The organism is Rhodothermales bacterium, from assembly GCA_017643395.1.
Taxonomy (GTDB): Bacteria; Bacteroidota; Rhodothermia; order Rhodothermales; family UBA10348; genus JABDJZ01.
In genome coordinates this window covers 520814-544578 of record JAEPNP010000002.1, presented here as the reverse complement: position 1 = coordinate 544578, position 23765 = coordinate 520814, and the positions used below count along the sequence as shown (strand labels likewise).

General features: G+C 64.2%; 22 protein-coding genes. 8 read left to right on the top strand and 14 right to left on the bottom strand.

The annotated features are described in order from the left end of the window. Positions 1-207: 207 nt before the first annotated feature. Entirely contained in the window at positions 208-927 is a 720-nt protein-coding gene (locus tag JJ896_10600; GenBank protein ID MBO6780091.1) for a hypothetical protein, read from the top strand. Between the two features lie 33 nt (positions 928-960). Here JJ896_10600 and JJ896_10595 read toward each other — a convergent pair whose 3' ends face one another. Together JJ896_10595 and JJ896_10590 are read right to left on the bottom strand one after the other, a co-directional pair. Next, a complete protein-coding gene (locus JJ896_10595; protein ID MBO6780090.1) occupies positions 961-3669 on the bottom strand; it encodes a response regulator in 2709 nt (902 codons plus the stop codon). Positions 3670-3775: 106 nt separating this feature from the next. Continuing rightward, positions 3776-4603 carry an MBL fold metallo-hydrolase gene (locus tag JJ896_10590; GenBank protein MBO6780089.1) on the bottom strand — a complete coding sequence of 276 codons (828 nt, stop codon included), beginning with the start codon at positions 4601-4603 and terminating at the stop codon, positions 3776-3778. A 63-nt stretch (positions 4604-4666) separates the two neighbouring features. Here JJ896_10590 and JJ896_10585 point away from each other — a divergent pair, with 63 nt between their 5' ends. Next, the gene (locus JJ896_10585) at positions 4667-5425 is read left to right on the top strand and encodes a hypothetical protein (protein ID MBO6780088.1); all 759 of its coding nucleotides are present in this window, start codon (positions 4667-4669) and stop codon (positions 5423-5425) included. Here JJ896_10585 and JJ896_10580 read toward each other — a convergent pair. The 4 genes from JJ896_10580 to JJ896_10565 form a co-directional block, all read right to left on the bottom strand. Continuing rightward, entirely contained in the window at positions 5369-6109 is a 741-nt protein-coding gene (locus tag JJ896_10580; GenBank protein ID MBO6780087.1) for an MBL fold metallo-hydrolase, read from the bottom strand. The two genes, JJ896_10585 and JJ896_10580, sit on opposite strands and share 57 nt — an antisense overlap. A gap of 1 nt (position 6110) precedes the next feature. Then, complete coding sequence (locus JJ896_10575) at positions 6111-7184, bottom strand: polyprenyl synthetase family protein (GenBank protein MBO6780086.1); 1074 nt, start codon at positions 7182-7184, stop codon at positions 6111-6113. Positions 7185-7260: 76 nt separating this feature from the next. After that, positions 7261-8280, bottom strand: coding sequence for an iron ABC transporter permease (locus JJ896_10570; GenBank protein MBO6780085.1), 1020 nt, complete (start codon positions 8278-8280; stop codon positions 7261-7263). Further along, on the bottom strand, positions 8277-9158 hold the full coding sequence (locus JJ896_10565; protein ID MBO6780084.1) for an ABC transporter substrate-binding protein: 882 nt from the start codon (positions 9156-9158) through the stop codon (positions 8277-8279). The genes JJ896_10570 and JJ896_10565 overlap by 4 nt, the downstream gene beginning before the upstream one ends. Positions 9159-9523: 365 nt before the next feature. Here JJ896_10565 and deoC point away from each other — a divergent pair, with 365 nt between their 5' ends. Together deoC and JJ896_10555 are read left to right on the top strand one after the other, a co-directional pair. After that, positions 9524-10183, top strand: a complete 660-nt coding sequence (deoC, locus tag JJ896_10560) for a deoxyribose-phosphate aldolase (protein MBO6780083.1) — start codon at positions 9524-9526, stop codon at positions 10181-10183. Next, the gene (locus JJ896_10555; GenBank protein ID MBO6780082.1) at positions 10183-10701 is read left to right on the top strand and encodes an SPOR domain-containing protein; all 519 of its coding nucleotides are present in this window, start codon (positions 10183-10185) and stop codon (positions 10699-10701) included. Before deoC ends, JJ896_10555 begins: the two co-directional genes overlap by 1 nt. Before the next feature lie 9 nt (positions 10702-10710). Here the strand turns inward: JJ896_10555 and JJ896_10550 are convergent, their stop codons facing one another. After that, positions 10711-11466, bottom strand: coding sequence for an ROK family protein (locus JJ896_10550; GenBank protein MBO6780081.1), 756 nt, complete (start codon positions 11464-11466; stop codon positions 10711-10713). Positions 11467-11571: 105 nt separating this feature from the next. Between JJ896_10550 and JJ896_10545 the strand changes: the two genes are divergently transcribed. Further along, complete coding sequence (locus tag JJ896_10545; GenBank protein MBO6780080.1) at positions 11572-13224, top strand: alpha-D-glucose phosphate-specific phosphoglucomutase; 1653 nt, start codon at positions 11572-11574, stop codon at positions 13222-13224. Positions 13225-13254: 30 nt separating this feature from the next. Here the strand turns inward: JJ896_10545 and JJ896_10540 are convergent, their stop codons facing one another. Next, positions 13255-14373, bottom strand: coding sequence for a hypothetical protein (locus tag JJ896_10540; protein MBO6780079.1), 1119 nt, complete (start codon positions 14371-14373; stop codon positions 13255-13257). 93 nt (positions 14374-14466) lie between these two features. Between JJ896_10540 and JJ896_10535 the strand changes: the two genes are divergently transcribed. After that, positions 14467-16074 (top strand): CRTAC1 family protein, encoded by a 1608-nt coding sequence (locus JJ896_10535; protein ID MBO6780078.1) that lies wholly within the window; start codon positions 14467-14469, stop codon positions 16072-16074. Here JJ896_10535 and JJ896_10530 read toward each other — a convergent pair. From JJ896_10530 to JJ896_10520, 3 genes are all read right to left on the bottom strand, one after another. Beyond that, a complete protein-coding gene (locus JJ896_10530) occupies positions 16071-16478 on the bottom strand; it encodes a type II toxin-antitoxin system VapC family toxin (protein ID MBO6780077.1) in 408 nt (135 codons plus the stop codon). The genes JJ896_10535 and JJ896_10530 overlap by 4 nt on opposite strands. Further along, on the bottom strand, positions 16475-16735 hold the full coding sequence (locus tag JJ896_10525) for an Arc family DNA-binding protein (protein MBO6780076.1): 261 nt from the start codon (positions 16733-16735) through the stop codon (positions 16475-16477). The genes JJ896_10530 and JJ896_10525 overlap by 4 nt, the downstream gene beginning before the upstream one ends. A 92-nt stretch (positions 16736-16827) precedes the next feature. Next, a complete protein-coding gene (locus tag JJ896_10520; GenBank protein MBO6780075.1) occupies positions 16828-19557 on the bottom strand; it encodes a tetratricopeptide repeat protein in 2730 nt (909 codons plus the stop codon). 200 nt (positions 19558-19757) lie between these two features. On the opposite strand from JJ896_10520, the gene JJ896_10515 reads away from it, so the two are divergent. Then, positions 19758-20042 (top strand): helix-turn-helix transcriptional regulator, encoded by a 285-nt coding sequence (locus JJ896_10515; protein MBO6780074.1) that lies wholly within the window; start codon positions 19758-19760, stop codon positions 20040-20042. A 6-nt stretch (positions 20043-20048) separates the two neighbouring features. On the opposite strand, the gene JJ896_10510 is transcribed toward JJ896_10515, so the two are convergent. The 3 genes from JJ896_10510 to JJ896_10500 are packed head-to-tail and all read right to left on the bottom strand — an operon-like array spanning position 20049 to position 22855. Further along, entirely contained in the window at positions 20049-20738 is a 690-nt protein-coding gene (locus tag JJ896_10510) for an N-acetylmuramoyl-L-alanine amidase (protein ID MBO6780073.1), read from the bottom strand. Continuing rightward, positions 20725-21915: a glycine C-acetyltransferase gene (gene kbl / locus JJ896_10505; GenBank protein MBO6780072.1), complete on the bottom strand. Its 1191-nt coding sequence runs from the start codon at positions 21913-21915 to the stop codon at positions 20725-20727. Before kbl ends, JJ896_10510 begins: the two co-directional genes overlap by 14 nt. After that, entirely contained in the window at positions 21908-22855 is a 948-nt protein-coding gene (locus JJ896_10500) for an NAD-dependent epimerase/dehydratase family protein (GenBank protein MBO6780071.1), read from the bottom strand. The genes kbl and JJ896_10500 overlap by 8 nt, the downstream gene beginning before the upstream one ends. Before the next feature lie 182 nt (positions 22856-23037). Here JJ896_10500 and JJ896_10495 point away from each other — a divergent pair, with 182 nt between their 5' ends. Next, positions 23038-23757: an FkbM family methyltransferase gene (locus JJ896_10495; GenBank protein MBO6780070.1), complete on the top strand. Its 720-nt coding sequence runs from the start codon at positions 23038-23040 to the stop codon at positions 23755-23757. Positions 23758-23765: the final 8 nt, after the last annotated feature.

Sequence of the window (23765 nt, the reverse complement as noted above, 5' to 3'; positions counted from 1 at the left end):
GTCGTTTTATGGTGGGTGGGCGGCCCCCGCCCGGGGGCCCCGCGGGGTGGGGTGCGCGGCCGGCCACCCCCCCACGGCTGGCCCGCGCGGACAGCGTGACCGTCTTGCAGGTGCACCTGGACATCCGGCCGGAGCACCGGCGCATCATCCGGGAGATCCCGGTGATGCGCCTTGCAACCCACACTCCCTGACGCCGAATACGGGGGCATGAGTTCGTCGACCCAGTCCATTGAAGAGGCCATGGCCGCCATTGAGGCGGCAGCCGGAGCGCAAAGGACGAGGCCGGCACGGCCCCATCGCCCGAAAAAGAAGCCATTTCGTCCGGGCAGGGCGCTGGCGCTCCTGGTAGTCCTGCTGTTGCTGCCTTTCTGGGTACTGGTGCGCGGCGCGACCGCCCTTGCGGTGGAGACCGGTGCTGGACCCTGGATGTCTCTGGTCGGTGCGGTGCTGGCCACGACGGCCCTGATTGCCCTTTATGGATTCGTGGCTGGACGCCGCCTGGGCCTGCGTCCCGGCAAGTGGTTGCCGCGGGCCAGCCTTGCGGTCGTCGGAGCCTACTGCGTCTACGGACTGCTCTTTCTGTCACCGCGCCAGTTCAAGAGCGCCTCCGTGCAGGAGACCTACACGTCGCTGCACCCGGCGATCCGTTTGGCGCTGGCCACCATGGTGCTCGTGGACTCGGATGCCGTGATCACGGACGGTGCGCGCCAGCCGGAAGATTACGGACGCATGAACCTGCCGGTGAATCAACGTTCGTTGCACTATGCCCAGGAAAGCGGCTATGTGCATGCGGTCGACCTGCGCACGATCGGGCGGCCCGAATGGCTCAACACTGCGACACGATTGTACCTGCGTTCGGTCGGCCTGGAAGTGCTGCGCCACACAGGCACGGCCGACCACTTCCACGTGTACCTGCCGGTGCGCTGAGGCTAACCGTCGGCGACGGCTGGGCAGGCGGGATCAGGCGTTGACCGCTTCCTTCGAGAGCCCGGCGCGCGTGAGCATCAGATCCCGTTCCTCGACCAGGATCGACTGGATGCGGGCGAATTCAGCACTGATCGTGCGTACGAACGGCTCGAGCTCGCTGCGTCCAGTTTCTCCGGTCGCAGCCACTTCCAGGGCTTTGCACAGGGCAGCCAGGCGCATCAGCCCGATGAACTGACAGCTGGACTTGAGAGTACGCGCTGTACGATGCACGCCCTTGGCGTCGTCGCGACCGAGCTGATCCTCCAACGTTCCCATGAGGGTGGGCGCGGTGCGAATGAAGCTGGTGAGCAGTTCCGCCATGAAGGCGGGTTCGTCGCCGTGCGCGGATTGCATGAGCCGGCGCAGGCTGGAGCGAATTTCGCCGTCGGACGGGCCGTCTGAACCGGCTCGTCTCGTCTCGCGCCGCTTGACCTCGTTGAGTTCCTGGACCAGGGACTCGAGGTTGATGGGCTTCGTCAGGCAGGCATCGATGCCGGCACCAAGGCAGAGGTCCCGGTCGGCGGCCGAGGTAGAGGCCGTCATGCCGATCAGTCGGGGGCGCTGGTTACGGTCGGGGTGCCGCTTGATGATGCCTTTGGCGGCCTCCGGGCCGCTCATGCCGGGCATGCGCACGTCCAGAATCACGGCGTCATAGTGGGTGTGACGCAGGGTTTCCAGGGCTGCGGCCCCATCGCCCACGACATCCGCGTGGTGCCCGAGGCGCTCCAGCAGACGGAGCATGACCTTCTGGTTGACCGGATCGTCCTCGGCAACCAGGATGGAGAGCGGATCTGCCGACTGCGCGATGCGCCCGTCCTCCGTGGTGACCGTATCGACCCCATCCTGATCGTCGCTCAGACCGCGCACGAGTGCAACGATGAGCCGATCCCGCTTGATGGGCTTCTGCAGGAAAACCGAGCGGTAGGGGCGATCGAACACCGGCGGAGCGGTGAGCGAGCGGACCAGTACCAGCGGCGTCGGATTGTCCGAGTCGAAGGCCCGGACGCGTCGTGCAAACACCACCGAGTCCTGGCCGAAGTGTGTAAGGCTGACGATGCAGACGTCAAACGCTTCGCTGTCGCGCAGGTGGCCGATGGCCTCGTCCACCGAACCGGTGGAAACGGTGCTCATTTCAAACGATTCGAGCAGACGCAGCGTCAGGTTGCGGGACGTGTCGTTGTCGTCGAGCACAAGCACCTTCTTGCCTTCGAGGGTCGGCAGGTGCTCGTCGAAGGCAGAAACCGCGTGGCGGTCGGAGATGTCCGCCTCGATATGGAAATGGAACGTCGAGCCGTGTCCCGGGGTGGATTCCACGCTCATGGTGCCACCCATGCGCTCGGCCAGCAGCTTGCTGATTGCCAGACCGAGTCCGGTGCCGCCAAACCGGCGGGTGGTCGAAGAGTCGGTCTGGTAGAAGGGCTCAAACAGACTCTTCTGCTTGTCCGGCGGGATACCGATGCCGGTATCGGTGACCGCGAACATGAACTTGTACCGGGCGCCTTCGATCTGCTTGGCCTGCACGGTGACTTCGATCTCGCCTTCCTCGGTGAACTTGACCGCGTTGGTCAGCAGGTTCACCAGAATCTGCCGCAGTCGGGTGTCGTCTGACAACAGCGTATCAGGTACCCGGGGCTCGATCTGATAGAGCAGCTCGAGCTTCTTCTCGGCCGCGCGTAGAGCCACCAGATCCAGGGCATCCTCGACACAGGCCCGCAGGCCGAACTCGCGCTGCTCCAACTGCAGGCTCTCGGCTTCGATCTTGGAGAAGTCCAGCACGTTGTTGGCGATGGACAGCAAGCTCTCTGACGAGATCTTGATGGTGTCCACAAAATCGCGCTGCTCCGCATCCAGCTGCGTGTCCTGCAGCAGGCTGGTCATGCCGACGATGGCGTTGATCGGCGTGCGGAGTTCATGGCTCATGTGGGCCACGAACACCTCGTCCCCGGTGGTGGCCTTCCTGTCGTCGACGTCGGGTTGCGAAGGAGCCGCGCTCTCCAAGCTGGTCTTGATGTTCTCAAGCGGCTTGCGCACGGCCGCGTCGATGATGAATCCTTCGATGTAAAGGGTGCGTCCCTTGTCGTCCTTGATCGCCCGAGCCGTTTCGACGACCTCCAGGGAATCTCCGTTGTCCCTGATCCACTCCGACTTGTGGGACTTGATCTCGCCTATGGCCGCAAGGGCCTTGTTCACCGCGTTGCGGTTCGGCGCGTTGGGGAAGCTCCGGTTGCTGTAGTATGCGCGCAGTCCCTCCAGCGAACCGAAGTCGAGCGCCTTGGCCAGCGAAGGATTGGCTGTGATGAGGCGTCCGTCCGGGGAGACCCGGTACCAGCCGATGCCTGCTTCCTGGAATACCTGGCGATACGTGTGCTGGGCCTGCTCCGCCGCAGCCACTCGGGCGCGGGCGGCGCCGACCTCGAAATCGGCATCCCGCAACTCCTCGACAATCAGCTTCCGCGACTTGAAAATCAGGAAGGAGCTGAGCGAAATCGCCACAAGCGGCAGGAAAATGGCCAAATGGCCGACCAAACCGATCGTGCCGGAAGCCATGAACATGATCCACACGGCGACGAATCCTACCGACACGGCGGTCAGCAGGAACAGCACGATGCGGAGCCATGACGCAGACTCGGAATCCTCGGCAGGAGAGTGCCTTGGCGCCTGAGAGGCGCCAGATACCGATGCTTCGACTTCCAGGAGTTCCATAGGAGGCGGGGGAACGTATTCCCAGTCCGTATCGGCGTTAATGGGGCAGCCTTTAGTGCCGCTGCGCCGGGGGAAACGCTCTCCTACAGCCTGTCGCGCGGGCTACCTAGAGCAAGACACGCATGCCGTCGCGGGCCGCGAACACCTCAACCGGGTCAGCGCGCATCAGGCCCCTTGCCAGAGCTTCCTGCTTCAGCACAGCCCAGTCCTCGCGCGCGGGATCATGGTGAAAGAGAGCACACCGGGCCACACCCGCCTCCCGGGCCAGCGCTACCACCTGCTCCGCCGTGCTGTGACCCCAACCGGACTTGTCGGGCAGGTCGTCCTCGAGGTACTGGGCGTCATGAACCAGCAGTGCTGCGTCGGCGCAGAATGCCACCAGCGACGCCTTGTCCGCAGGTCCTGGAGCATCCGGCGCGAGCTCGTTGTCGGTCAGGTAGACAACCGCGCCGGCGGCGGTCTCCATTCGGTATCCGAGGCAGTCTCCCGGGTGGTTCACGTCCATCCAGCTCAGCGGCACGGGCATCGCACCGCGAATCTGGTCCGGTTGGGACACAACGGTCAGTTCTGAACTCAGAGCTTCGCAGTCCACGGGGAATCGAAAACCGTCAATCTGGGCAGCCAGGGCGGCCGCCCACGTCTCCCGGCCGGGCGCCGCGACGGTTACTTTGCGCCCCTGCTGGTAGAGCGGCTCGAAAAAGGGGAATCCCTGGATGTGATCCCAGTGCGGATGTGATACCAGGATGACGAGTTCTCGGGGATCCTCCAGGAGCGCCCGGCCTGCCTCCCGGATACCGGTGCCGGCATCCAGCAGGACCACGCAATCCGGAAATTCCACGGAGACGCAACTCGTGTTTCCGCCAACCCGGCTGAAAGCGCTCCCGGATACGGGGATGGACCCCCGGGTTCCCCAGAATGTGACGGCGACCGGCATGATTGCAAAGGTACATGGCCCATCGCGGAGAACACATCACCCGGTAAGGTCTTTAAAACCAACATGCAGGGTATCGAGCCGACATTGGATCTGCTGCGAGCGGCTGCCCCCCGGACCGGCAAGGCGCTGCTGCGCCCTGCCCGGTATTTCCTGGCGGGGTCGGGCGTACTGACGCTGGCGTTCGAGGGCTTCACCCAGGGTTTACTCGAACTCAAGGACAGCATCCGCGATGGGCTCCTGCCGGAGTACCCCGGAAGCCTTTGGCCCAAGGTGACCCTCGCAGCCCTGGCAGACCCCCGGCCGCTGACGCCTCGGGAAATCGCGTTGCTCTGGGATGCGATGCAACACGCGGATTCCATTCTGCTGGCCGAGCCCGAACCGGTGCTGGTCGAAGAGCTGCACGTGGTAGAAGCACTGACCCGTTCCCTGGAGTTGACCGGCAGGCACCTGCATGCGCATCTGGGAGGTCCTGCGGAAGACACGGTACCCGATGCACACCGCAGGTTCGTGCACGGCGTGCTACGCCAGTGGACACCGGAGCCATCGCCGGAATACGTGGCTGCCCTGCGACGGCCCGGTCACGGCCGGGATCACTACCAGCGGCCCTGCCGGGCCTTCACGCTCGTGGCCTACCTGCCAAATGAGATTCATGGGCTCCATGAGCTGCGCCGGCGGATCTCCCGACTTCTGCCCGGTCGCTACCACTGGTTTGACACTGCAGCCAGGCATCTGACGGTGCGCACGCTCGAATCCGCTCCGGATCAGTCAGAACTCAAATCGGTCCAGTTCCTCTCCGATCAGGACCTCCAGCTCCGGGCCTGACAGTCCGGCCACGTCATCGCTGCCGAAGCCGCGAGACAGGTGAACCAGCACCAGGTGAGAGGCCCCGGCCCGGCGAGCCGTCTCTGCCGCCTGTGCAGCCGAGGAGTGGCCGCGCAGATCTCCGGTGGCCTCATGCACGAGCAGATCACATCCGTCCACCAACCGACTGATGGCGGGGCATGGTTCGGTGTCGGACGAATAGGCAACCACGAACCCGTCTTCGTGCTCCATGCGCAGACCGAGCACGGGCACGCCGTGCACGCCCGGAGCGCCGGTGATGGTCCAGCACTCGTTCTGCAGTACGATGGCTCCCTCGTCAAGGGCGGCTTCGCGCCACACGATCTCAGGCAGACTCCAGGTGGAGGTGTCGAACGCTGCCATGAGTCGCCGCGCCTGGTCAAGAGCCGGTTTCGGGCCGTACACGGGGAATGGCTCGCTTCTGCCGTTCAGCCACAGGCGCACCATCAGCAGGGGCAGTCCGACTATGTGATCCGGGTGCTCATGCGTGATGATGAGGCCTCTCAGGCCGGAGGCATCCAGGCCGGCCGCCAGAAAACGCTGGAAAACATCACCCCCGCAATCGATCAGCAAACTGTTGCCGCCCCACTCCAGGGCCAGCATCGTCGTCGTTCGGTGTGCGTCCGCGACAGCGGATCCAGTGCCCAGGAGGTGGAGGGCGGGCATGTCAGTGGGATCGGAGGACGGTAAAGGCTACCAGCTTCTGAAGCGAAGCGCGGGCCGGAGAATCGGGCAGGGGCTCCAGAAGTGCCAGCGCTTCCCGGGCAAAGCCGAACATGCGGTCTCTTGCGTACTCGAGGCCGCCCTGCTGCTGCACCCAATCCGCCACCCTGCGTACGTCCTGGTCCGTCTTGCGCGACTTCCGCACGATGCGCATGATGCGTCGCCGCTCGCCTGCAGACGCCTTGCCGAGAGCGTGGATGAGCGGCAAGGTCATCTTTTTCTCCTTGAGATCGATGCCCAGGGGTTTGCCTACGTCCGCCACGCCAAAGTCAAACAGGTCATCCCGAATCTGGAACGCGAGGCCCAGCTGCTCCCCGAATCGTCGCATTCGGTCGATGAGGTCCGCGTCCTCCGTAACGCTCACAGCCCCGCAGGTGGTACAGGCGGAAAGCAGTGAGGCCGTCTTGTCAGAAATGATGCGGAAATAGGTGTCCTCGTCTATGTCCAGACGCCGGGCTTTCTCCAGCTGAAGTAGTTCGCCTTCGCTCATGCGCCGCACCGCATCCGATACCGTGTGCAGCAGGTCGTAGTCTTTGGCGTCCAGGGCGAGAAGCAGGCCCCGGCTCAGAAGATAATCTCCCAGCAGCACGCCCACCTTGTTCTTCCACAACACATTGACGGACCATTGGCCACGCCGCCGCTCCGAGTCATCAACCACGTCGTCGTGGACGAGCGTGGCCGTGTGCAGGAGTTCAACCAGGGCGGCTCCCCGGTAAGTGGTCTCGGTGACCGAACCTGTGGCCCTCGCCGAAAGCAGCACCAGAAGCGGACGTAACTGCTTGCCCTTGCGGCGGAGCACATACCGGATCACCAGATCCAGCAGGCGCACGCGGGTGCGCATCGCGTCGCGGAAGAAGGTGCGGAACGCGTCGAGATCGGCACGGACCGGCTGCTGGATTTCCGCGATCGACGGTACGGCCGAGCTGGAAAACGTGACCGCCTTCCGGCCTTCCTCGGGCTGTGTGGTCAGCGTATGGGAGATGGCAGGCTGGTTTTCAGTCTGAATTGAAAGTTGCAACGCAGACGATCAGGGGCGGTTGCCCGATGAATCTGTGAATGCGCCAAAGGGACCATTGCGGCGGCAGGCGGCGGCCCTACCCGAACGGATACCGGTGCCGGCGCAACAACATCAGAAAGAAGGGCACACCGGCAATGGCCGTGGCAATGCCCACCGGCAGGTCCTGTCCGGATAGCACACTTCGGGCCGCCAGATCCGCCCAGACGAGAAACAGGGCTCCGGAAACGAGACTGACAGGAATGACCACCCGGTGACTCACCCCGACCACACTGCGCACGGCGTGGGGCACAATCAAGCCGACGAAACCAATCGCACCAGAGTAGGCGACCATGACCCCGGTCATCAGTGCCGCGAGAACAATAAGAAGGTGCTTCATGCGCTCAACCGGTACGCCCAGCGCCCGTGCGGGCTCTTCTCCCATGAGCAGGGCATCCAGCGGGCGGGAGAGGCCGGCAAGCACCACGGAGCCAAGCACGGCTACGAGAGCCGGGGTGGCCAGCATACTCCAGCGCGTCGCGCTGAGGGACCCCATGAGCCAATAAAGCACGGCCCGCATGCGGTTGGGCTCGGGGGACGTCAGCATCACAAAAGAGGTGATGGCAGCCATGAGGGCCGACATGGCCACGCCGGCCAGCAGCAGCCGGGTTACCGACAGGCCCTGATCCGTGCGGGCCACGCCGTAGACCAGGGTAATGGTGAGCAGACCTCCAAGAAACGCCGCGACAGGCATCGAGAGCATGCCCATCGCAAATGCAGGCAGGTACCCCAGATAGTAGGTAGCGGCGCCGGCAGCTGAACCGCTGGAGAGGCCCAGGATGTAGGGTTCGGCTAGCGGATTTCGCACCAGGGCCTGCATGGCAACACCTACGACGGCCAGGCTGCCTCCGACGATCATCGCCATGAGCACCCGGGGGAGGCGGAGGTCCCATACGATGGCATCCGCGGTCGGACTGGCCTCTGCACCCGTGCCGAGCCGGCTGAGGAAGACGGAGAGCGCATCGCCCGCACTGACATCCACGCTGCCGATTGCGACGCCGGCGATGAGGGTCACCGGTGTCAGCACGCCCAGGCCGACTGCAACGAGAATCCGGTTCACGAGCCCGCGGTCAGCGCTCTGCGCATGGCGAGGGTGCCTGCAATCAGTCGCGGGCCATCTCGCAGGACCAGGTCCGGCTCGATGCGGAATACGCGTCCATCACGAATGGCCGGGATGGCCTCCCAGCCCGGGTGCAGTTCCACGAGGCGCGCGGGATCCGGATCAAACGCAGTCAACAGGACCTCCGGCTGGGCAGCCAGCACGAATTCCTCGGACAGCACCGGCGCCTCGGTAGACATTTCGGCCGTAAGACTTCTTCCGCCCGCGACCAGGATCATGTCATGGACATAGCTCTCCGGCCCGAAGGAAAAAAGCGTGTCGTCTCCGATCAGGAAAATGACGCTGGGGCGATCTGCGTCCCCCCGCCTCGACGTGTCCAGCGCCTGCAAGGTCGCCTCCAGGGAGTCCGCGTACTGCCCGGCAGCCACTTCATCGCCAAAAAGCACGCCGAGGGCACGCACGACGCGCGACACGTCCGGAAGCGACCCCACCGAAACGAAGTAGGTCGGGATTCCCACCTCCGCCAGGGCTTCCGCCTCCCGGGGATCGTTGATCTGATCGGATGCCAGGATCAGGTCGGGCTCGAGAGCAACAATGGCCTCGTGGTTCAGCGGCAGTGCCGAGATGCGCTCCAGGCCCTGCACGGCCGGTGGGTAGTTGTCGGCGGTCGTGACGGCTACCAGCTGAGAGCCCATTCCGGCGGCAAACGCGAGCTCCGTGGCACCGGGCGCCAGAGATACGACTCGCTCGGCACGGTCGATCTGCGGAATGGAACGCCCGAGATCGTCGGTGATCATCGGACCGGGGGAGGAGGGCTCTGACGCGCAGCCGGACAGGACCAGGATCAGGGGGACAAGAACGGATGCAGCGCGTTTCATGGGCCAAAGATACCATTGCGGCGACGCTCCACCCGCCGGCCTGCACTGATTCAACCCGAGTCCTAATTCGAATCAGAATCGACGGCGTATCTTCTCCGTCACCAAACCCGCAGCCCTTGACCGAACACGAACGCAACGACCTCATTGCACGGTTGACCCAGCAGATGCGGGGTCCCGTGGTGCCGAGCAGTGGAGACGGCTCCGACCAGGCTGCATCTGCCGCGCCGACCCGCCTGGCGGGTGCGACGCCTGACAGGGATCTGGACAATCTGGTACACGCCGGAGCGAGCAGGTTCGGGGTACGCGCTGACCGTCCGGAAGACGCCGGGTTTTCGGCCTGCGATCTTGCGCCGCCGCTGGCCCGCATGATTGACCACACCGCCTTGAAACCGGAGACTACCGAGGCCGACATCCGCGGGCTGTGTGAGGAGGCGAGGCGATATTGTTTTGCGTCCGTGTGCGTAAGTCCGTGTTACGTACCGCTGGCTGCCGACGTCCTGCGTGGCACGCCCATCGCCACCTGCACGGTGGTCGGGTTTCCCCACGGGATGACCCAGAGCACAACCAAGGCTGCGGAAACGCAGCAGGCCATTCGGGACGGAGCCACCGAGATCGACATGGTGATCAACGTGGGCATGATGCGCAGCGGCCGGTACGATTATGTGGAGGCCGACATCCGGTCGGTGGTCAACGCGGCTCGCAGTACCGCACAGGGCGTGATTGTGAAGGTGATTCTGGAAACGGCCCTTCTCAATGACCGCGAGAAAGTGATCGCCTGCGTGCTGTCGCAGAATGCGGGGGCGGACTTCGTGAAGACGTCCACCGGCTTCGCCAAGGGCGGAGCTACCGAGAACGACATCGCCCTGATGCGCCGCGCGGTCGGACCGCGCATGGGCGTCAAGGCGTCGGGCGGCGTGCGCTCCAAAGAAGATGCCGAGCGCATGATCGCACGCGGTGCGACAAGGATCGGCGCGAGCGCATCGGTCGCCATTGTCAAGGGTCAGACCGGCACGGGGAGCTACTGATGCGCATACCGCTACTCCTGATTGCTTTGGTATTGGCGGGATGCGGCGGCTCCGCGGCCGTCGTAGAGACGGTGGATCTTCCTGACGACCCCGGCCCGGTAGTACACGCCGACTATGAGACCTTCGATATCGAGCAGTATCGGGATCGACCGGTCGCCATCGACACGGAAGTGCAGCATGACGTGCCAGAGAGTCTCATGCAGAACCGCGCCGATGCCGGCGTGGAGCGCGAGGTCTCGGGCTATCGCGTGCAGGTGATGGCTACGCTGGATCCGTCAGAAGCGCAACGCATGGAGGCGCGGGTCCGGAACTGGTGGGAGCGCAGGGCGCCGACCCTGGCACCGGGCAGTCTGCTGCCTGAGGAGATGAACGTCTACCGCCTGTTCCGTCAGCCGTACTACCGCATCCGCATCGGGGATTTGACCACCCGCGAGGCGGCTGAAGAGTTGCTCGCGATGGTGGCGGCGTCCTTTGACGGCGCGTTCATTGTGCCGGACCGGGTCACGGTCAGGCAGTAACGGCGCTCGCTACTTCCGCTTTCGAGCCTTCTTCCGGGCGATGACGGCCGCGCCAATCATGCCGGCCTCGTTCTCAAGAACCGCCGGCACGAACTCCGCTCTGGTGTTCAGCAGGTGCCGGAATTCCTTCACCTTGCCGGGCCTACTGACGCCTCCGCCGAGGATAATCAGGTCTGGAGCCAGCAGGAATTCGACCAGGTCCAGGTATTCCTGGAAGCGAGCCGCCCAGTCGGCCCACGACAGGGCATCCCGTTTGCGTGCGGAGTCGGCGGCATAGACCTCCGCGCTGTCTCCGTGCAGCGGGAGATGTCCCAGTTCCGAGCCAGGAATGAGGCGGCCCCGGTGGAACATGGCCGAGCCGATGCCGGTGCCGACGGTCAGCATGATCACAAGGTCCTTGCGGCCTCTCCCGGCACCGAATTCCATGGAGGCGACGCCGGCCGCATCGGCGTCGTTGAGCACCGCCACCGGACACTGGGTAGCCTCCTGGAGCAGTGACTTGACGGGTGTATTGATCCAGCTCTCATGGATGTTGGCCGCCGTCTTGGCGACTCCCTTCTGGATACGCGCAGGCAGGGTGCATCCTATGGGGCCTTTCCATTTGAAATGTCTGGCCACCTTGCGAACGGTGGCCGCCACGGCCTCCGGCGTAGCGGGCTTGGGGGTGGGGATGCGATGTCGCTCGGTTTGCAGGGTGCCGTCCTTCACGTCCACGATGGCGCCTTTCACGCCGGAGCCACCTACATCGATACCGAGAACCTTCATGTCATGCCTGGATTGTCAATCGGCAATCTAGCGTTCGTGGACGCAGTCTTCATCCGGGGACGGGGGTGTCGGATTTAGATTCCGGTAAAGACAACCGCTGCTTCCATGCCGCTGCACCCACTCGCCGGAAGGCCAGTTCCTCCCGAGCGCCTCGACCGCATCCCGCAACTCGTCTCGAGCTACTACACCGTCAAGCCTAATACGGATGATGTGGGCCAGCGCGTCAGCTTCGGTACCAGCGGACACCGGGGAACGAGTCTGAACGGCACCTTCAACGAGGCCCACATCCTGGCCACGAGTCAGGCCATTGTGGAGTTCAGGCGGCAGGCTGGAATCAAGGGCCCGCTGTATCTGGGCATGGACACGCACGCCCTTTCCGAGGCCGCCCAGGCAACCGCGATCGAAGTCTTCGCCGCAAACGGTGTGCACATCCGTATTGCCTCTCAGGCCGGCTACACGCCGACTCCGGTGGTCTCCTTTGCGATCCTTGAGCACAACCGTGCCGCGGGGCGTGCGGAGGCTGACGGCGTGATCATCACCCCGTCTCACAATCCTCCGGGCGATGGGGGCTACAAGTACAATCCGCCCACCGGCGGGCCCGCGGACACCGATACCACGACCATTATCCAGGATCGCGCCAACCAGATCATGGCCGGAGGGAATCGGGAGGTGCGGCGAGTTACCGTTGCCCAGGCCATGGCCGGCGAGTTCGTGACCGAGTGGGACTTCGTGACTCCGTATGTGGAAGCCCTCGACCGGGTTGTCGACATGGACGCGATCGCTCGCGCAGACCTTCGCATTGGCGTCGATCCGCTGGGCGGCGCAGGCGTGGGCTACTGGGCCCCGATTGCGGAACGGTATGGGCTGAATCTTGAGGTGGTGAATCCGACCGTGGATCCCACGTTCAGCTTCATGCGGCTGGATCACGACGGCAAGATCCGCATGGACTGCTCGAGCCCGCACGCCATGGCCGGGCTGATCGAACTGGCCGGCGACTTTGACATCGCGTTCGGCAATGACCCGGACTTTGACCGGCACGGGATCGTGACGCCGACAGGCCTCATGAACCCCAACCACTACCTGGCGGTGGCCATTCGGTACCTGTTCGCCAACCGGCCCCAGTGGCCTGCAGGGGCGGCCATCGGAAAGACCCTGGTCAGCAGCGCCATGATTGATCGGGTGGCGGAAGACCTAGGACGAACACTTTGCGAGGTGCCGGTGGGATTCAAATGGTTCGTCGATGGCCTGCTGAACGGTACCATGGGATTCGGCGGCGAAGAAAGCGCCGGCGCGTCGTTCCTGCGCCGGGACGGAACCACATGGTCCACCGACAAGGACGGGATCATTATGGATCTCCTGGCTGCGGAAATCACGGCGGTCACAGGCAAGGATCCTTCCGATCATTATCGGGAGCTCATCGCCCGCTTCGGCAATCCGGTCTATGCCCGGGTTGATGCGCCGGCGGACCGCGCGCAGAAAGCCGTACTCAAAGCCATGTCTGCTGAGGATGTGCAGGCCGACTCTCTGGCTGGCGATCCGATCACCGCGACACTGACCCACGCACCCGGCAACGGGGCCCCCATCGGCGGGCTCAAGGTGGTCACGGCCAACGGCTGGTTCGCTGCGCGTCCGTCCGGCACGGAGGACATCTACAAGATCTATGCGGAGAGCTTCAGGGACGAAGCGCACCTGACCCGCATTCAGGATGAGGCGCGGGAGCTGGTCGCGGCTGTGTTTGACGCGGCGCCTGCCGTCTAGTCCGCCTGTGCGCGGGCCAGGTCCTGCCGTCTAGTCCGCCCGTGCGCGGGCCAGCTCCTGCCGTTTGAGGAACGCTTCGCGGGCAATCTGGATGTCCCCCAGGAAGTGCTCGAGCTCGTTCATGCGCAGAGCCTGCGGACCGTCCACCAGCGCCTTGCTGGGGACAGGATGGAAATCCGCGAGCACCATGTTGGCGCCGGCGATCACCCCCTGCGCCGTCACATGCATGACATCCAGAATGCCGTCCGGATCGACCCTCCTGCCTCCCACCGAATGGCTCGGATCAATGCAGACGGGCATGCGGGTCAGAGCCCGCACTACCGGCACATGACTGAAGTCCACAAAGTTGCGGTGCGGGTCGCCGAGGTTCGTTTTCATGCCCCGCAGGCAGAAGATCACATGTCGATTGCCGGCTGAGGCCAGGTACTCGGCCGCATTGAGGCTCTCGTCCAGCGTGATGCCGAACCCGCGCTTGAACAGCACCGGATACCGGGTCTGGTGTCCGACCCGCTTCAGCAGTTCAAAGTTTTGCGTGTTCCGGGTGCCGATCTGAAGGATGACACCCGTAGGACGCCCGGCGGCCTCGAGCGCCGCATCGATCTCGTCCACGTGCGCCTCGTGCGTCACCTCCATCGCAATCACGCGGATGTCGTACTTGCCAGCCAGTTCGAACACCCACGGCAGACAGTCCGCCCCGTGCCCCTGGAACGAATACGGGTTCGTGCGCGGTTTGTACGCACCCATGCGCGTGCACTTCTGGCCGTTGTCCCGCAGCGCGCGCATCATGAACTCCACATGCTCCCGCGTATCCACCGCGCAAAGCCCGGCGAACACATGCAGGGTGTCCTGCCCGAACCGCAGGCCCTGATAGTCGAAGTGTGTCGGTCGTTCGTCGTGCTTGTGCCGGCCGAGAACCCGGTACGATTCCGATACCCGCACCACCCGCTCCACGCACGGCAGCGTACTCATGCTGTCCGTGCTCAACGCGGCCGTGTTTCCGATCAGATACACCTCGGTCAGCCGCTGCTCAGACCCCTGCTCATGATGCATGCGATGCCGGATATCCGGCTTCATGCCGTCCAGGAAGTCGATCAGTCGCCGATATTCGCCGGACTGTGTGTCGACGTCAGGCTCGAGAATGAGGATCACGGGAGAGGGGCTCTGTAAAGGGTTGGAGAAGGTAGGGTGGGGGTCGGGCACCACCGCGCGTCGTCGCCGTTTGTGCGCCAAACTCCACGCAAAATGCGTCTGATTCCCCTCGTTTTCGCGCTTTTCCTGGCCGCTTGCTCATCCCCCGATCCCGTGAGTGTGCCGGATGCCTATGAGATCCGTTTGACAAACGTCTCCGTGGAGGCCGGTCTTGGGGCCTTCCGCCATGTCAATGGGGCGGAGGGAGACATGTGGTTTCCCGAGACGATGGGGGCCGGCGGCGGTTTTGTGGACCTGGACCAGGACGGCCACCTGGATGTCGTGCTGGTTGCCGGCGCGCCGTGGGTCGGCGTCTCCGAGGCGCCGCTTCGGGTGTTTCGCAATGCGGGCGACGGCACGTTTGCTCGCCAGCAGGACTGGGAGCCGTCCGGGCTGGCCGGATACGGCATGGGAATCGCCGCCGGCGACATCGACGGTGACGGGGACGCGGACCTGATTTACACCTCTCTCGGCCGGGACGCCCTGCTGCGCAATGACGAAGGCGTGCTGGTCGACGTCACGGCATCATCCGGAATGCCAGGGGAAGAGGCCTGGAGTTCGGCTGCCGCGTTCCTCGATGCCGACGGGGACGGCCACCTGGACCTCTATGTGGCTCGTTACGTCGCCTGGACACCGGAAACCGACATCTACTGCAGCCAGGACGGGCAGAACAAGGGCTACTGCACGCCGGAACTGTACCCGGGCGTCTCAGGCCGCTTCTATCGGAATGCGGGCGATGGCACGTTTGAGGATCGCACCGAGGCCGCCGGATTTGCGGGGGCCACCGGCAAGACGCTCGGTGCCCTCGTTCTTGACTACAACCGGGACGGACATCAGGACCTCATGCTGGCCAACGACACCGAGCCCGACGAACTCTACCTCAATCAGGGAGACGGCACGTTCAGGGAGATCGGGGTTATCTCTGGCATCGCGTTTGACGAGCGCGGACGGGCCCGCGCGGGCATGGGGGTCGAAGCGGGTGTGGTAGACGACACCGGAGAGGAAACGGTATTCGTCGGCAACTTCTCCTCCGAGATGATCGGCGTCTACCGCCACATGGGGAATGACGTGTTCCTGGATCGCGCCGCGGCATCGCGCATCGGTCAGCCGTCGCTCCTGACGCTGACGTTCGGTCTGGCGCTGGCAGACCTGGACCTGGACGGAGACCTGGATCTGTTCGCGGGTAACGGCCACGTGCAGCCGCACATCGAGACGGTGAAGGAAAACGTGCGCTTCCGGCAGAGCCCGCAGATCTTCCGGAATCGCGGCGACGGCACGTTCGAGGATCTCGGATTCGAGGTGGAGGGTGGATGGCTGGCCCGAGCGGTGGCCTGGGGCGACTACGACAACGACGGTGATCCCGACCTTCTCGTAACCGAGAACGATGGCGCGGTGCACCTCTTGCGCAACGATTCCCGATCCGGGGCCAGTCTGACGGTCTCCGGCGTCGGCGTCGGCTCGGTCGTGGAAGTCTGGACGGAGGGCCGTCGCCAGCTACGCTTTGTGCGCAGTGGGGGCAGCTATCTGGCGCAGAATCAGCTGGATCCCGTGTTCGGTCTGGATGATGCGCAAACGGCCGATTCGGTCGTGGTGCGCCGGCCTGACGGGGCGGTGCAGCGCTGGGCAGACGTGGCTGCAGGCCGACTGGAGGCTGGTAGCTAGCTCCGCCGGCAGAAGTCTTCCGGAGAGATGGCCGTTTCGCGGCAGGTTGACAGAATCCCGCGGTCAGTGGTGATCAACTGCAGCCCAAGGCGCTGGGCCGTGACTACAAACTCCGCATCGTAAGCCGACAACCCTCGCCGCAGGCCCACATCCAGGACCTGCTCCACCGGAGGATCCATTTCGGCCGTGCGGACAAAAAGCGTGGCGTTGGCCCAGGCCGCCGCAGCCTCGGGCACGCTGAGCCGTCGGTGCTTGATCAGTTGGAGCAACGTGTTGCGGAACTCGCTTTTCCAGATTGAGGGAGCACACCACACCGGGTCGCGGCTAAACACGCCATCGGCCCCCTCCGTCCGACCGGAGCGGACAAAGAAGTGCACGACCAGATTGGTGTCTGCGACAATCATTCGCGTCCGAAGTTGATCGCGTCGAGAACCTCCTGATTCGTCAGGCAGATGCCTCGAGCCTCCATGGAGTCGTGGGTTTTCTTGACATGCGCCAGGAAGGCCTCGGGATCGAGCGCCGGCGAGGGAATGGTGTCTGCCAGCCCATCGCTCAAAATCTCGATCGCCTCCTGATTCAGGCTGCGCCTATTGCGCTCTGCCTGCGCCTTGAGCTTGTTGTGGAGGTCGTCCGGCACGTTCTTCAGGGTGATGGTCGCCATGGCGCATCCGTTTTGCATCCGTTATGGATGCAAGGAAAGCGAAGCGGTTCTGTTCCCATGACCCGAGGAGCGGGATTCTGTAACGCCGGAGCCTACCGCCCGCCGCCGAAGCCCGTCGGCGCCGACCCGTGATCGTGGATCGGTTGCGCCTCGTTGTTGATGTAGGCGTTTTCGGCCCTTGCAGCACGGGCGATGCTCTGAGAAGCCTCGTCATCCTTGAAGCGCAGGTACCGAATCTCGTGTTGCTCGGCGCGCTCTGCATTGCCGAGGGCCCGGTACACCAGCATCAGGTTATAGTGCGCCATCAGGTCCTCCGGGTCGATGCGCAGCACGCGTTCAAACGCCTCAACGGCCTGCTCGAGTTCGGAGTCCAGGTAGTTGACCCGCCCCAACTGGTTCTGCACCACGCGATCCTTGGGGAAGCGTTCGGCGACGCTTGTGAGGTCCGCGCGGGCGTTTTGGTATTCGCCCAGGGCTTTCCAGTACAGGCCGCGGAAGTAGAGGGCCTTGTGGAACTCGGGACGCACTGCAAGTGCCTCGGCGAGCACCTCGGCGGCCGGTTCCAGATCACCTTCGGCCACATACACGCGCGCCAGGTTGACCCAGCCGTCCGCGTAGCCGGGGTCCAGCTCGACCACACGCCGGAAGGCCTGCTCGGCACTCTTGAGGTCGCCCTGTCGCAGGAGGGCGATACCGTAGTCGTTCCACCACCCGCGGTCTTCGGAGGTTGAGACCGGCTGTTCGAGTTCGTCTGCGATGCGCAGCGTGACTTCGTCCCGGGCCATCGTGACGATGGGTGGGTCCGGTACTTCCTCCACGTCGCCCGTCACGTCCAGCACCTGGTCCGCAAGCGTCCAGATGCGGTCATCGTAGCCCACGGCCTTGTCGGCATCGTCGTTGGTCTCGCCGCGGAAGGAGAAATGCGTGTACTGCCAGGTGAACTTGCGGTAGTGGAGTTGTGCACTCACCTGGACCTCCCCGGTCACATCGTCCGGAACGAACAGGCGATAGTGTGCGACATCAGCCGCGCCGGGCGGGATCAGGTTGACATACACCACGGCGCGGGAGGCGAAGGCGTTGCGCTTGTCCAGGTGGTTGCCGCGGGCGTCCACCATCCAGTTGCGGTAGTAGTGCGCCGACGGATCCACCCGGCCGGCTTCATCGCGACCGCCGCTCCAGAGAAGCACACGCCCGTCCGGAGTCTCGGCCTTGAGTTCGATCCAGGCTTCCTGGGCGTCCACCGTTCCGGAAGGGAAGAAGTGACCAAGGCCCATCGTGCGCACCACAACGTCGAGTCGCACCTCGCGGCCACGTTGCAGCACGGCCGCACCGTCCCTGAGGGGCGCTCTCACAGCGCGCGCGGCGGCCGTGAGCCCCGCAGCCATATCGCCCGCTTCCATGCCTACGGCGAATGTCGTGGCCTGCTGGCCCATGGCATCCGGGGCCGATTGTTCACGCACGACCTCAGCGGGCTCTCCCGCTGCGAAAACCTCGATGCGGATCTGATCCGCCTTCAGGAAAGCCTCCGTGGCGGCCAGCTGGGTCGAATCACCGTTCGCCGTGGGCACGGCGGTATTGGCGGCAGGGAAGTGGTGCGCCTTCAGGTAGCCGCCCTTGCTGGCCGGTTCGTCAGACGGGACCGCCGGCATGTGACAGGTAACACAGTTCTTGGGCTCGGGCGGTTCGTAGAACGACCGCGCTCCCATACCGGAGACGCCGGAAGCCTGCCAGTTGTCATACGTGTTGAATCCACGCAGCCACCGGTAGTCGTTGACGGGCTCGTCCAGATGCACCTTGTGGCATGAAGAACAGAACTCGGAGGGCTGCTCCCGCATGAAGGGGCGCAGGAATGTCTCGCGATGCGGCGCAGGGTCCAGTTCAAGCAGGATGTCGTGCACCGTGCGCAGCACCGGGTTGTCGCTGGTTGCGAGGTCATGCAGTGGCGGGAATTCCAGCGTGAAGTCGCCGTTGCCCATGGTCGAGCCGACCTCCTTGATGGCATGGCACGACACACACGCCAGGCCGGCCTGGGCGGCAGGCGTGTCCACGAAGTCCTCTACCGGCTGCGCCATCTGCCCGCTGAACAGCAGCGCGTGGTCATGGCACCCGGCGCACCACTGGGGGCGCTGAAGACCGGCCACGTCCTGCATGTACTCGATGGACTTGCGGTACCACTGGTTGTTGAAGCTCGAGAAATGGTGGGCAGAGCCGTTCCACTGGGCCGTGGCATCCTGGTGACATCCGACGCGACCACAGGTCTGGCTTTCGAGGAAAAATTCCGGCGGAATCAGGTCACCGCTGACGGTCTTGACCGCGCTCGGGAAGAAAGGGCCGTCCTCGCCGCCCATCGCCTCTCCAGCCATCGTGGCCGGGGGGAGCAGCGGGTTAGTGATGACATCCTGCGTGGGCGACGGGAGCTGCGGCACGATCAGGAGCGCCGCCACCGTCGCCGCCGCCATTCCGAGAACCAGTCGACGCTGCTTCGGCAGGGCGCTGGACAGCCACCAGAGTGCAGCTGCGGACGCAGCCGTGGCGAACCCGATGTGCGTCCACAGAATCGGCCTGTTGGGGATCAGATTCCCCATCTTGGCCAGCAGTACGCCGCTGACGATGGTGAACACCGCACCCACGGCCGTGAGGCGCGCCGGCCAGCCCTTGCCGGCAAACAGCCAGACGACGGCCGCTCCGACCCCCAGTACGAGGTGGCCGACCACGTTTCCGATGTAGAACAGGCTTGCCGCGTCGACCAGAAAGAGGTACGCGCTGTTGGCGATGACGCCGAGCGTCAGCCAAAGAGCCAGGCGGGAGGGGGTCTTGGACATGGCGCCAAGCTACGGCGAGCGCAGGCGGCGTGATCCGGGCGGTTATCGAAATGTGTTACAGGTGCAGCGGGTGGCGGCCTCTATGGGGTGGAGTCAGTCCCGTTATACTAAGCAAGGTATATACTATATTACGTATATGGAGTATCACAGAGCATCGCAGAATTGATAGGCAGGCTCCATGCTTACCGAGGTCACGGCCCATGACTACCGCATTAGATAAGTTTGACCCCGCAGACTTCAGGCCGGCCAGATCCCGGATTGAGGTTTCTCCAGGCCAGTCCGTGCGCATCATGCGCGAGCTTCAGGAGCTGACCCAGGCCCAGCTGGCCGATCTCACCGGAATCCCCCAATCGTCCATCTCGGCGATTGAAAACGGCCGCATCAACCTGGGAGTGGAGCGCGCCAAGACCCTGGCTCGCGCACTCAAGGTGCATCCTGCGGTACTCGTCTTCCCGGGCTGGGATACCGAGAAGGAATCAGCCTGAGTCACCTCAGTCCGGCATGCGCTCCGATTCGGCGCGAATCTCCTCCGGACCCTTGAGTTGCAACGCACGCACACGTCGCCGGACCTCCGCCATGAACCGGTCGCCGGGGTCGGTCTTCTCCGTGCGGTAACCGGGATCCCGCTCCAACCACAGCGGGTGTTGCTCGAACAGGCGGTATTCGTGGTGCCCGATGAGGTATTCGATGGTCGCATACTTCTCGACCAGGTACTCCACGAGGCGCACGTTGGCCCGGATCTGGTCATCGGTCATGTCGTCGCGCCCGTCATCGCCCCCCACATTCTCGACGCCAATCGCCGCGTGGTTCAGGCCGATGACATGGCGGCCCATCCAGGTCTCGGGCATAAGACGAAAGGTGGTGCCGTCCCGGTCGACAAGAAACGGGACCGAGACGTTTACTGCGCCGGCGGAGGCGATATCACCGCGCGCGCCTGGCAGTGTCTCCGGCACAAAGGCCGCGTAGGAATCCTCCAGGGTCGGGATCGCCGTCCAGTGCAGCACAATGATGCGAGGCGTGATGCGGTGCCCCTGCATGCCATAGCGCGCCTCCGCATAGGCTTCCGTCAGGGCGATGCGCTCATCGGTAAACGGAATCGGTCGGTCCCGGATTTCCCAGGACGAGGCACAGCCGGCAAGGGTGACTGCCAGCAGGGCGGGAGCGAGCCTAGCTGACCACACCGTGCTTGCGGCCGATCCGTGTGAATGCATCCACCGCGCGATCCAGATGAGCCTCCGTGTGGGCCGCGGAAATCTGGACACGAATGCGGGCCTGGCCCTTGGGCACCACCGGGTAACTGAATCCGATCACGTAGATGCCCTCGTCAAGCAGATCAGCGGCCATGTTCTGGGCCAGTCGGGCATCGTAGAGCATGATCGGAACGATTGGGTGCACGCCCGGCTTGATGTCGAAGCCGGCCGAGGTCATGGACTCCCGGAAGCGCGTCGTGTTGCTCTCCAGCCGGTCACGCAGCGCCGTGGTTTCACTCAGCATGTCCAGCACCTTGATGCTGGTATACGTAATGGACGGCGCCAGCGAATTGGAGAACAGGTACGGGCGGGAACGCTGCCGCAGCAGTTCAATCACTTCCTTGCGACCGGATGTAAATCCGCCCATCGCCCCGCCGAGGGCCTTGCCGAGCGTGGAGGTGATGATGTCTACGCGATCCATCACACCGCAGTACTCATGCGTGCCCCTACCTGTGGGGCCGAAGAATCCGGTGGCGTGACAGTCGTCGAAGTGAACCATGGCCCCGTAGCGGTCAGCCAGATCGCAGATCTCGTCCAGTTTGGCGATCGACCCGTCCATGGAGAAGACCCCGTCGGTCGTGATCAATGTGCGTTTGGCCCCGGAAGCCTCCTTGAGGCACTGCTCAAGGTGGTTCATGTCTCCGTTGTTGTAGCGATACCGGGCAGCCTTGGAGAGACGCACGCCGTCAATGATCGAGGCGTGGTTCAGCTGGTCCGATATGACCGCGCATTCCTTGTCCAGCAGCGTTTCGAAGAGCCCGCCGTTGGCGTCGAAGCAGGCCGCATAGAGGATGGTATCCTCGGTGCCGAGGAACTCGGCGACGCGCGCTTCGAGTTCCTTGTGGATGGTCTGCGTGCCACAGATGAACCGCACACTGGAGAGGCCGAATCCGTAGTGCTCCAGGCCGCGCTGAGCCGCCTTGATCAACTCGGGGTGATTGGACAGTCCGAGGTAGTTGTTGGCGCAGAAGTTGATCACTTCCTGACCGCCAGAGACTTCGATCTCGGCAGCCTGGTCGGAGGTGATGACGCGCTCTTCCTTGTAGAGACCGGATTCCCGGATGTCGTCCAGGATTGCGCGGATCTGATCGGCGGCGGTGTCAAACATGGGACGTCGCGGGGTCTACCAGGTGGCTGAGCATGTCGTCCACCATGGCGGTGATGTCATAGTCGGGGTGCCAGCCCCAGTCCTGCCTGGCGCGGGAGTCGTCTATCACCTGTGGCCAGGTGTCGGCAATGGCCTGGCGGAAATCCGGCTCATAGTCACAGACGAACCCGGGCACTCGGCTCTCGATGGCTTCCGCGAGCTCCGCCGCGGAAAAGCTGAACGCCGTCAGATTGTAGCTGGTGCGCACCGAAATCGACGCCGGCGACGCGTGCATCAGGTCCAGGGCGGCCTTGACGGCATCCGGGCCGTACATCATGGGCAGTCGGGTAGAACCGCGCACGAAGCAGGTGTATTGGCCGTGTCGAACGGCCTGCACGAACATGTCCACGGCAAAGTCGGTCGTGCCGCCACCGGGAGGTGCACCATAGCTGATGATGCCCGGATAGCGCACCGATCGCACATCCACTCCGAACTTGCGCGCCGCGTAATCGCACAGCAGCTCGCCTGCTGCCTTGGCCGCGCCGTACATGGTGGTCGGGTTCTTGATCGTGACCTGCGGCGTGCGGTGTTTGGGGGTGTCAGGCCCGAACACGGCGATCGACGACGGCCAGAAGACACGGGTCTTGGTGCCGCGCACGGCATCCAGCACGTTCTTGAGGCCGTTCACATTGACGTTCCAGCAGAGATCCGGCTGCTTTTCGCCGCGGGCGGACAGGATGCCGGCCAGGTGATAGATCTGATCGAATCGACCTTCCTCCATGAAGGAGGCGACCGCCTGTGCATCGGTGACGTCGAGGGCTGCCGTGTCCGCGCCGGTCTGCGCCAGTTGGTCGCAGCACCGGAGGTCGGTGGCGAGGACCGCGGATTTGCCGTGGCGGGCCACCAGGGCCCCGACCAGGTCGTTGCCCAGTTGTCCAGCGGCGCCGGTTACCAGAATCATTGGAAGGGCTTCCAGAGATAGGGTGGATTGGTACGCAGGGACCCTCAAACCTCAAAGATATCGGTGCGTCCCGGTCGGCTCGCGAAGTAAGAGCGAATTGCGGACAGCCCGCGCGGGCCTCTGAATTGCCCCTCGGAGGCCATCGCCCTATTCTCGCCGTCTCCAATGAGCTACCAGCACGCATGAAACGATTGGTCCGGGGACTGCTGCGCCGATTCGGGTACGACATGATCCGATACGGCGTTGAGGATGACGCGCGGCTGCGTCGCCAGCGGCTCATGGATTCGACCGGTGTACGCTTCGTGCTGGACGTGGGAGCCAACCGAGGCGAGTACGGCCTCATCCTCCGGGATCAGGGTTACCAGGGTGCCATCCACTCGTTCGAGCCGGCATCCGCCGCGTTCGGCATGCTTGAAGGCACCATCTCGGGCGATGGGCTCTGGCAGGCACACCGGTGCGGACTGGGACTGGAAAACGGGACGGCCACCCTGAACGTCGCTGCCAACTCGTACTCCAGCTCGCTGCTGGACATGGCGGACGCCCACGAAGCCCTGGCTCCGGGCGCGGGCTACCAGGGGGGGGAAGAGGTGGTAGTACGGCGGTTGGACGCGATGTGGCCCGAGTTGGCGCTGCCCGACGGTCCGGGTCTCCTGAAGGTCGATACCCAGGGCACCGAGCTGGACGTGCTGCGCGGTGCGGAAGCGAAGCTGGATCGGCTCCCGCTCCTGGAGCTGGAGTTGTCTTTCGTGGAGCTCTACGGCGGCCAGCCGCTGTTTGACGAGGTGCACGCGTGGCTCGTGGAGCGCGGGTACCGGCCCGTTTCGTTTGATGTGGGCATCGGGCAGGTAGTGCCGGAGACAGGCGAGGCGCTGCAGGCGGACGTGATTTACCGGCGCGGGTGATCGCTGAG

Bases quoted from the DNA above. Each gene is read 5' to 3' on its own strand.
- JJ896_10600 (MBO6780091.1), top strand. From the start codon at position 208: ATGAGTTCGTCGACCCAGTCCATTGAAGAGGCCATGGCCGCCATTGAG.
- JJ896_10595 (MBO6780090.1), bottom strand. From the start codon at position 3,669: ATGGAACTCCTGGAAGTCGAAGCATCGGTATCTGGCGCCTCTCAGGCG.
- JJ896_10590 (MBO6780089.1), bottom strand. From the start codon at position 4,603: ATGCCGGTCGCCGTCACATTCTGGGGAACCCGGGGGTCCATCCCCGTA.
- JJ896_10585 (MBO6780088.1), top strand. From the start codon at position 4,667: ATGCAGGGTATCGAGCCGACATTGGATCTGCTGCGAGCGGCTGCCCCC.
- JJ896_10580 (MBO6780087.1), bottom strand. From the start codon at position 6,109: ATGCCCGCCCTCCACCTCCTGGGCACTGGATCCGCTGTCGCGGACGCA.
- JJ896_10565 (MBO6780084.1), bottom strand. From the start codon at position 9,158: ATGAAACGCGCTGCATCCGTTCTTGTCCCCCTGATCCTGGTCCTGTCC.
- deoC (MBO6780083.1), top strand. From the start codon at position 9,524: ATGATTGACCACACCGCCTTGAAACCGGAGACTACCGAGGCCGACATC.
- JJ896_10555 (MBO6780082.1), top strand. From the start codon at position 10,183: ATGCGCATACCGCTACTCCTGATTGCTTTGGTATTGGCGGGATGCGGC.
- JJ896_10550 (MBO6780081.1), bottom strand. From the start codon at position 11,466: ATGAAGGTTCTCGGTATCGATGTAGGTGGCTCCGGCGTGAAAGGCGCC.
- JJ896_10545 (MBO6780080.1), top strand. From the start codon at position 11,572: ATGCCGCTGCACCCACTCGCCGGAAGGCCAGTTCCTCCCGAGCGCCTC.
- JJ896_10535 (MBO6780078.1), top strand. From the start codon at position 14,467: ATGCGTCTGATTCCCCTCGTTTTCGCGCTTTTCCTGGCCGCTTGCTCA.
- JJ896_10530 (MBO6780077.1), bottom strand. From the start codon at position 16,478: ATGATTGTCGCAGACACCAATCTGGTCGTGCACTTCTTTGTCCGCTCC.
- JJ896_10525 (MBO6780076.1), bottom strand. From the start codon at position 16,735: ATGGCGACCATCACCCTGAAGAACGTGCCGGACGACCTCCACAACAAG.
- JJ896_10520 (MBO6780075.1), bottom strand. From the start codon at position 19,557: ATGTCCAAGACCCCCTCCCGCCTGGCTCTTTGGCTGACGCTCGGCGTC.
- JJ896_10515 (MBO6780074.1), top strand. From the start codon at position 19,758: ATGACTACCGCATTAGATAAGTTTGACCCCGCAGACTTCAGGCCGGCC.
- kbl (MBO6780072.1), bottom strand. From the start codon at position 21,915: ATGTTTGACACCGCCGCCGATCAGATCCGCGCAATCCTGGACGACATC.
- JJ896_10500 (MBO6780071.1), bottom strand. From the start codon at position 22,855: ATGATTCTGGTAACCGGCGCCGCTGGACAACTGGGCAACGACCTGGTC.
- JJ896_10495 (MBO6780070.1), top strand. From the start codon at position 23,038: ATGAAACGATTGGTCCGGGGACTGCTGCGCCGATTCGGGTACGACATG.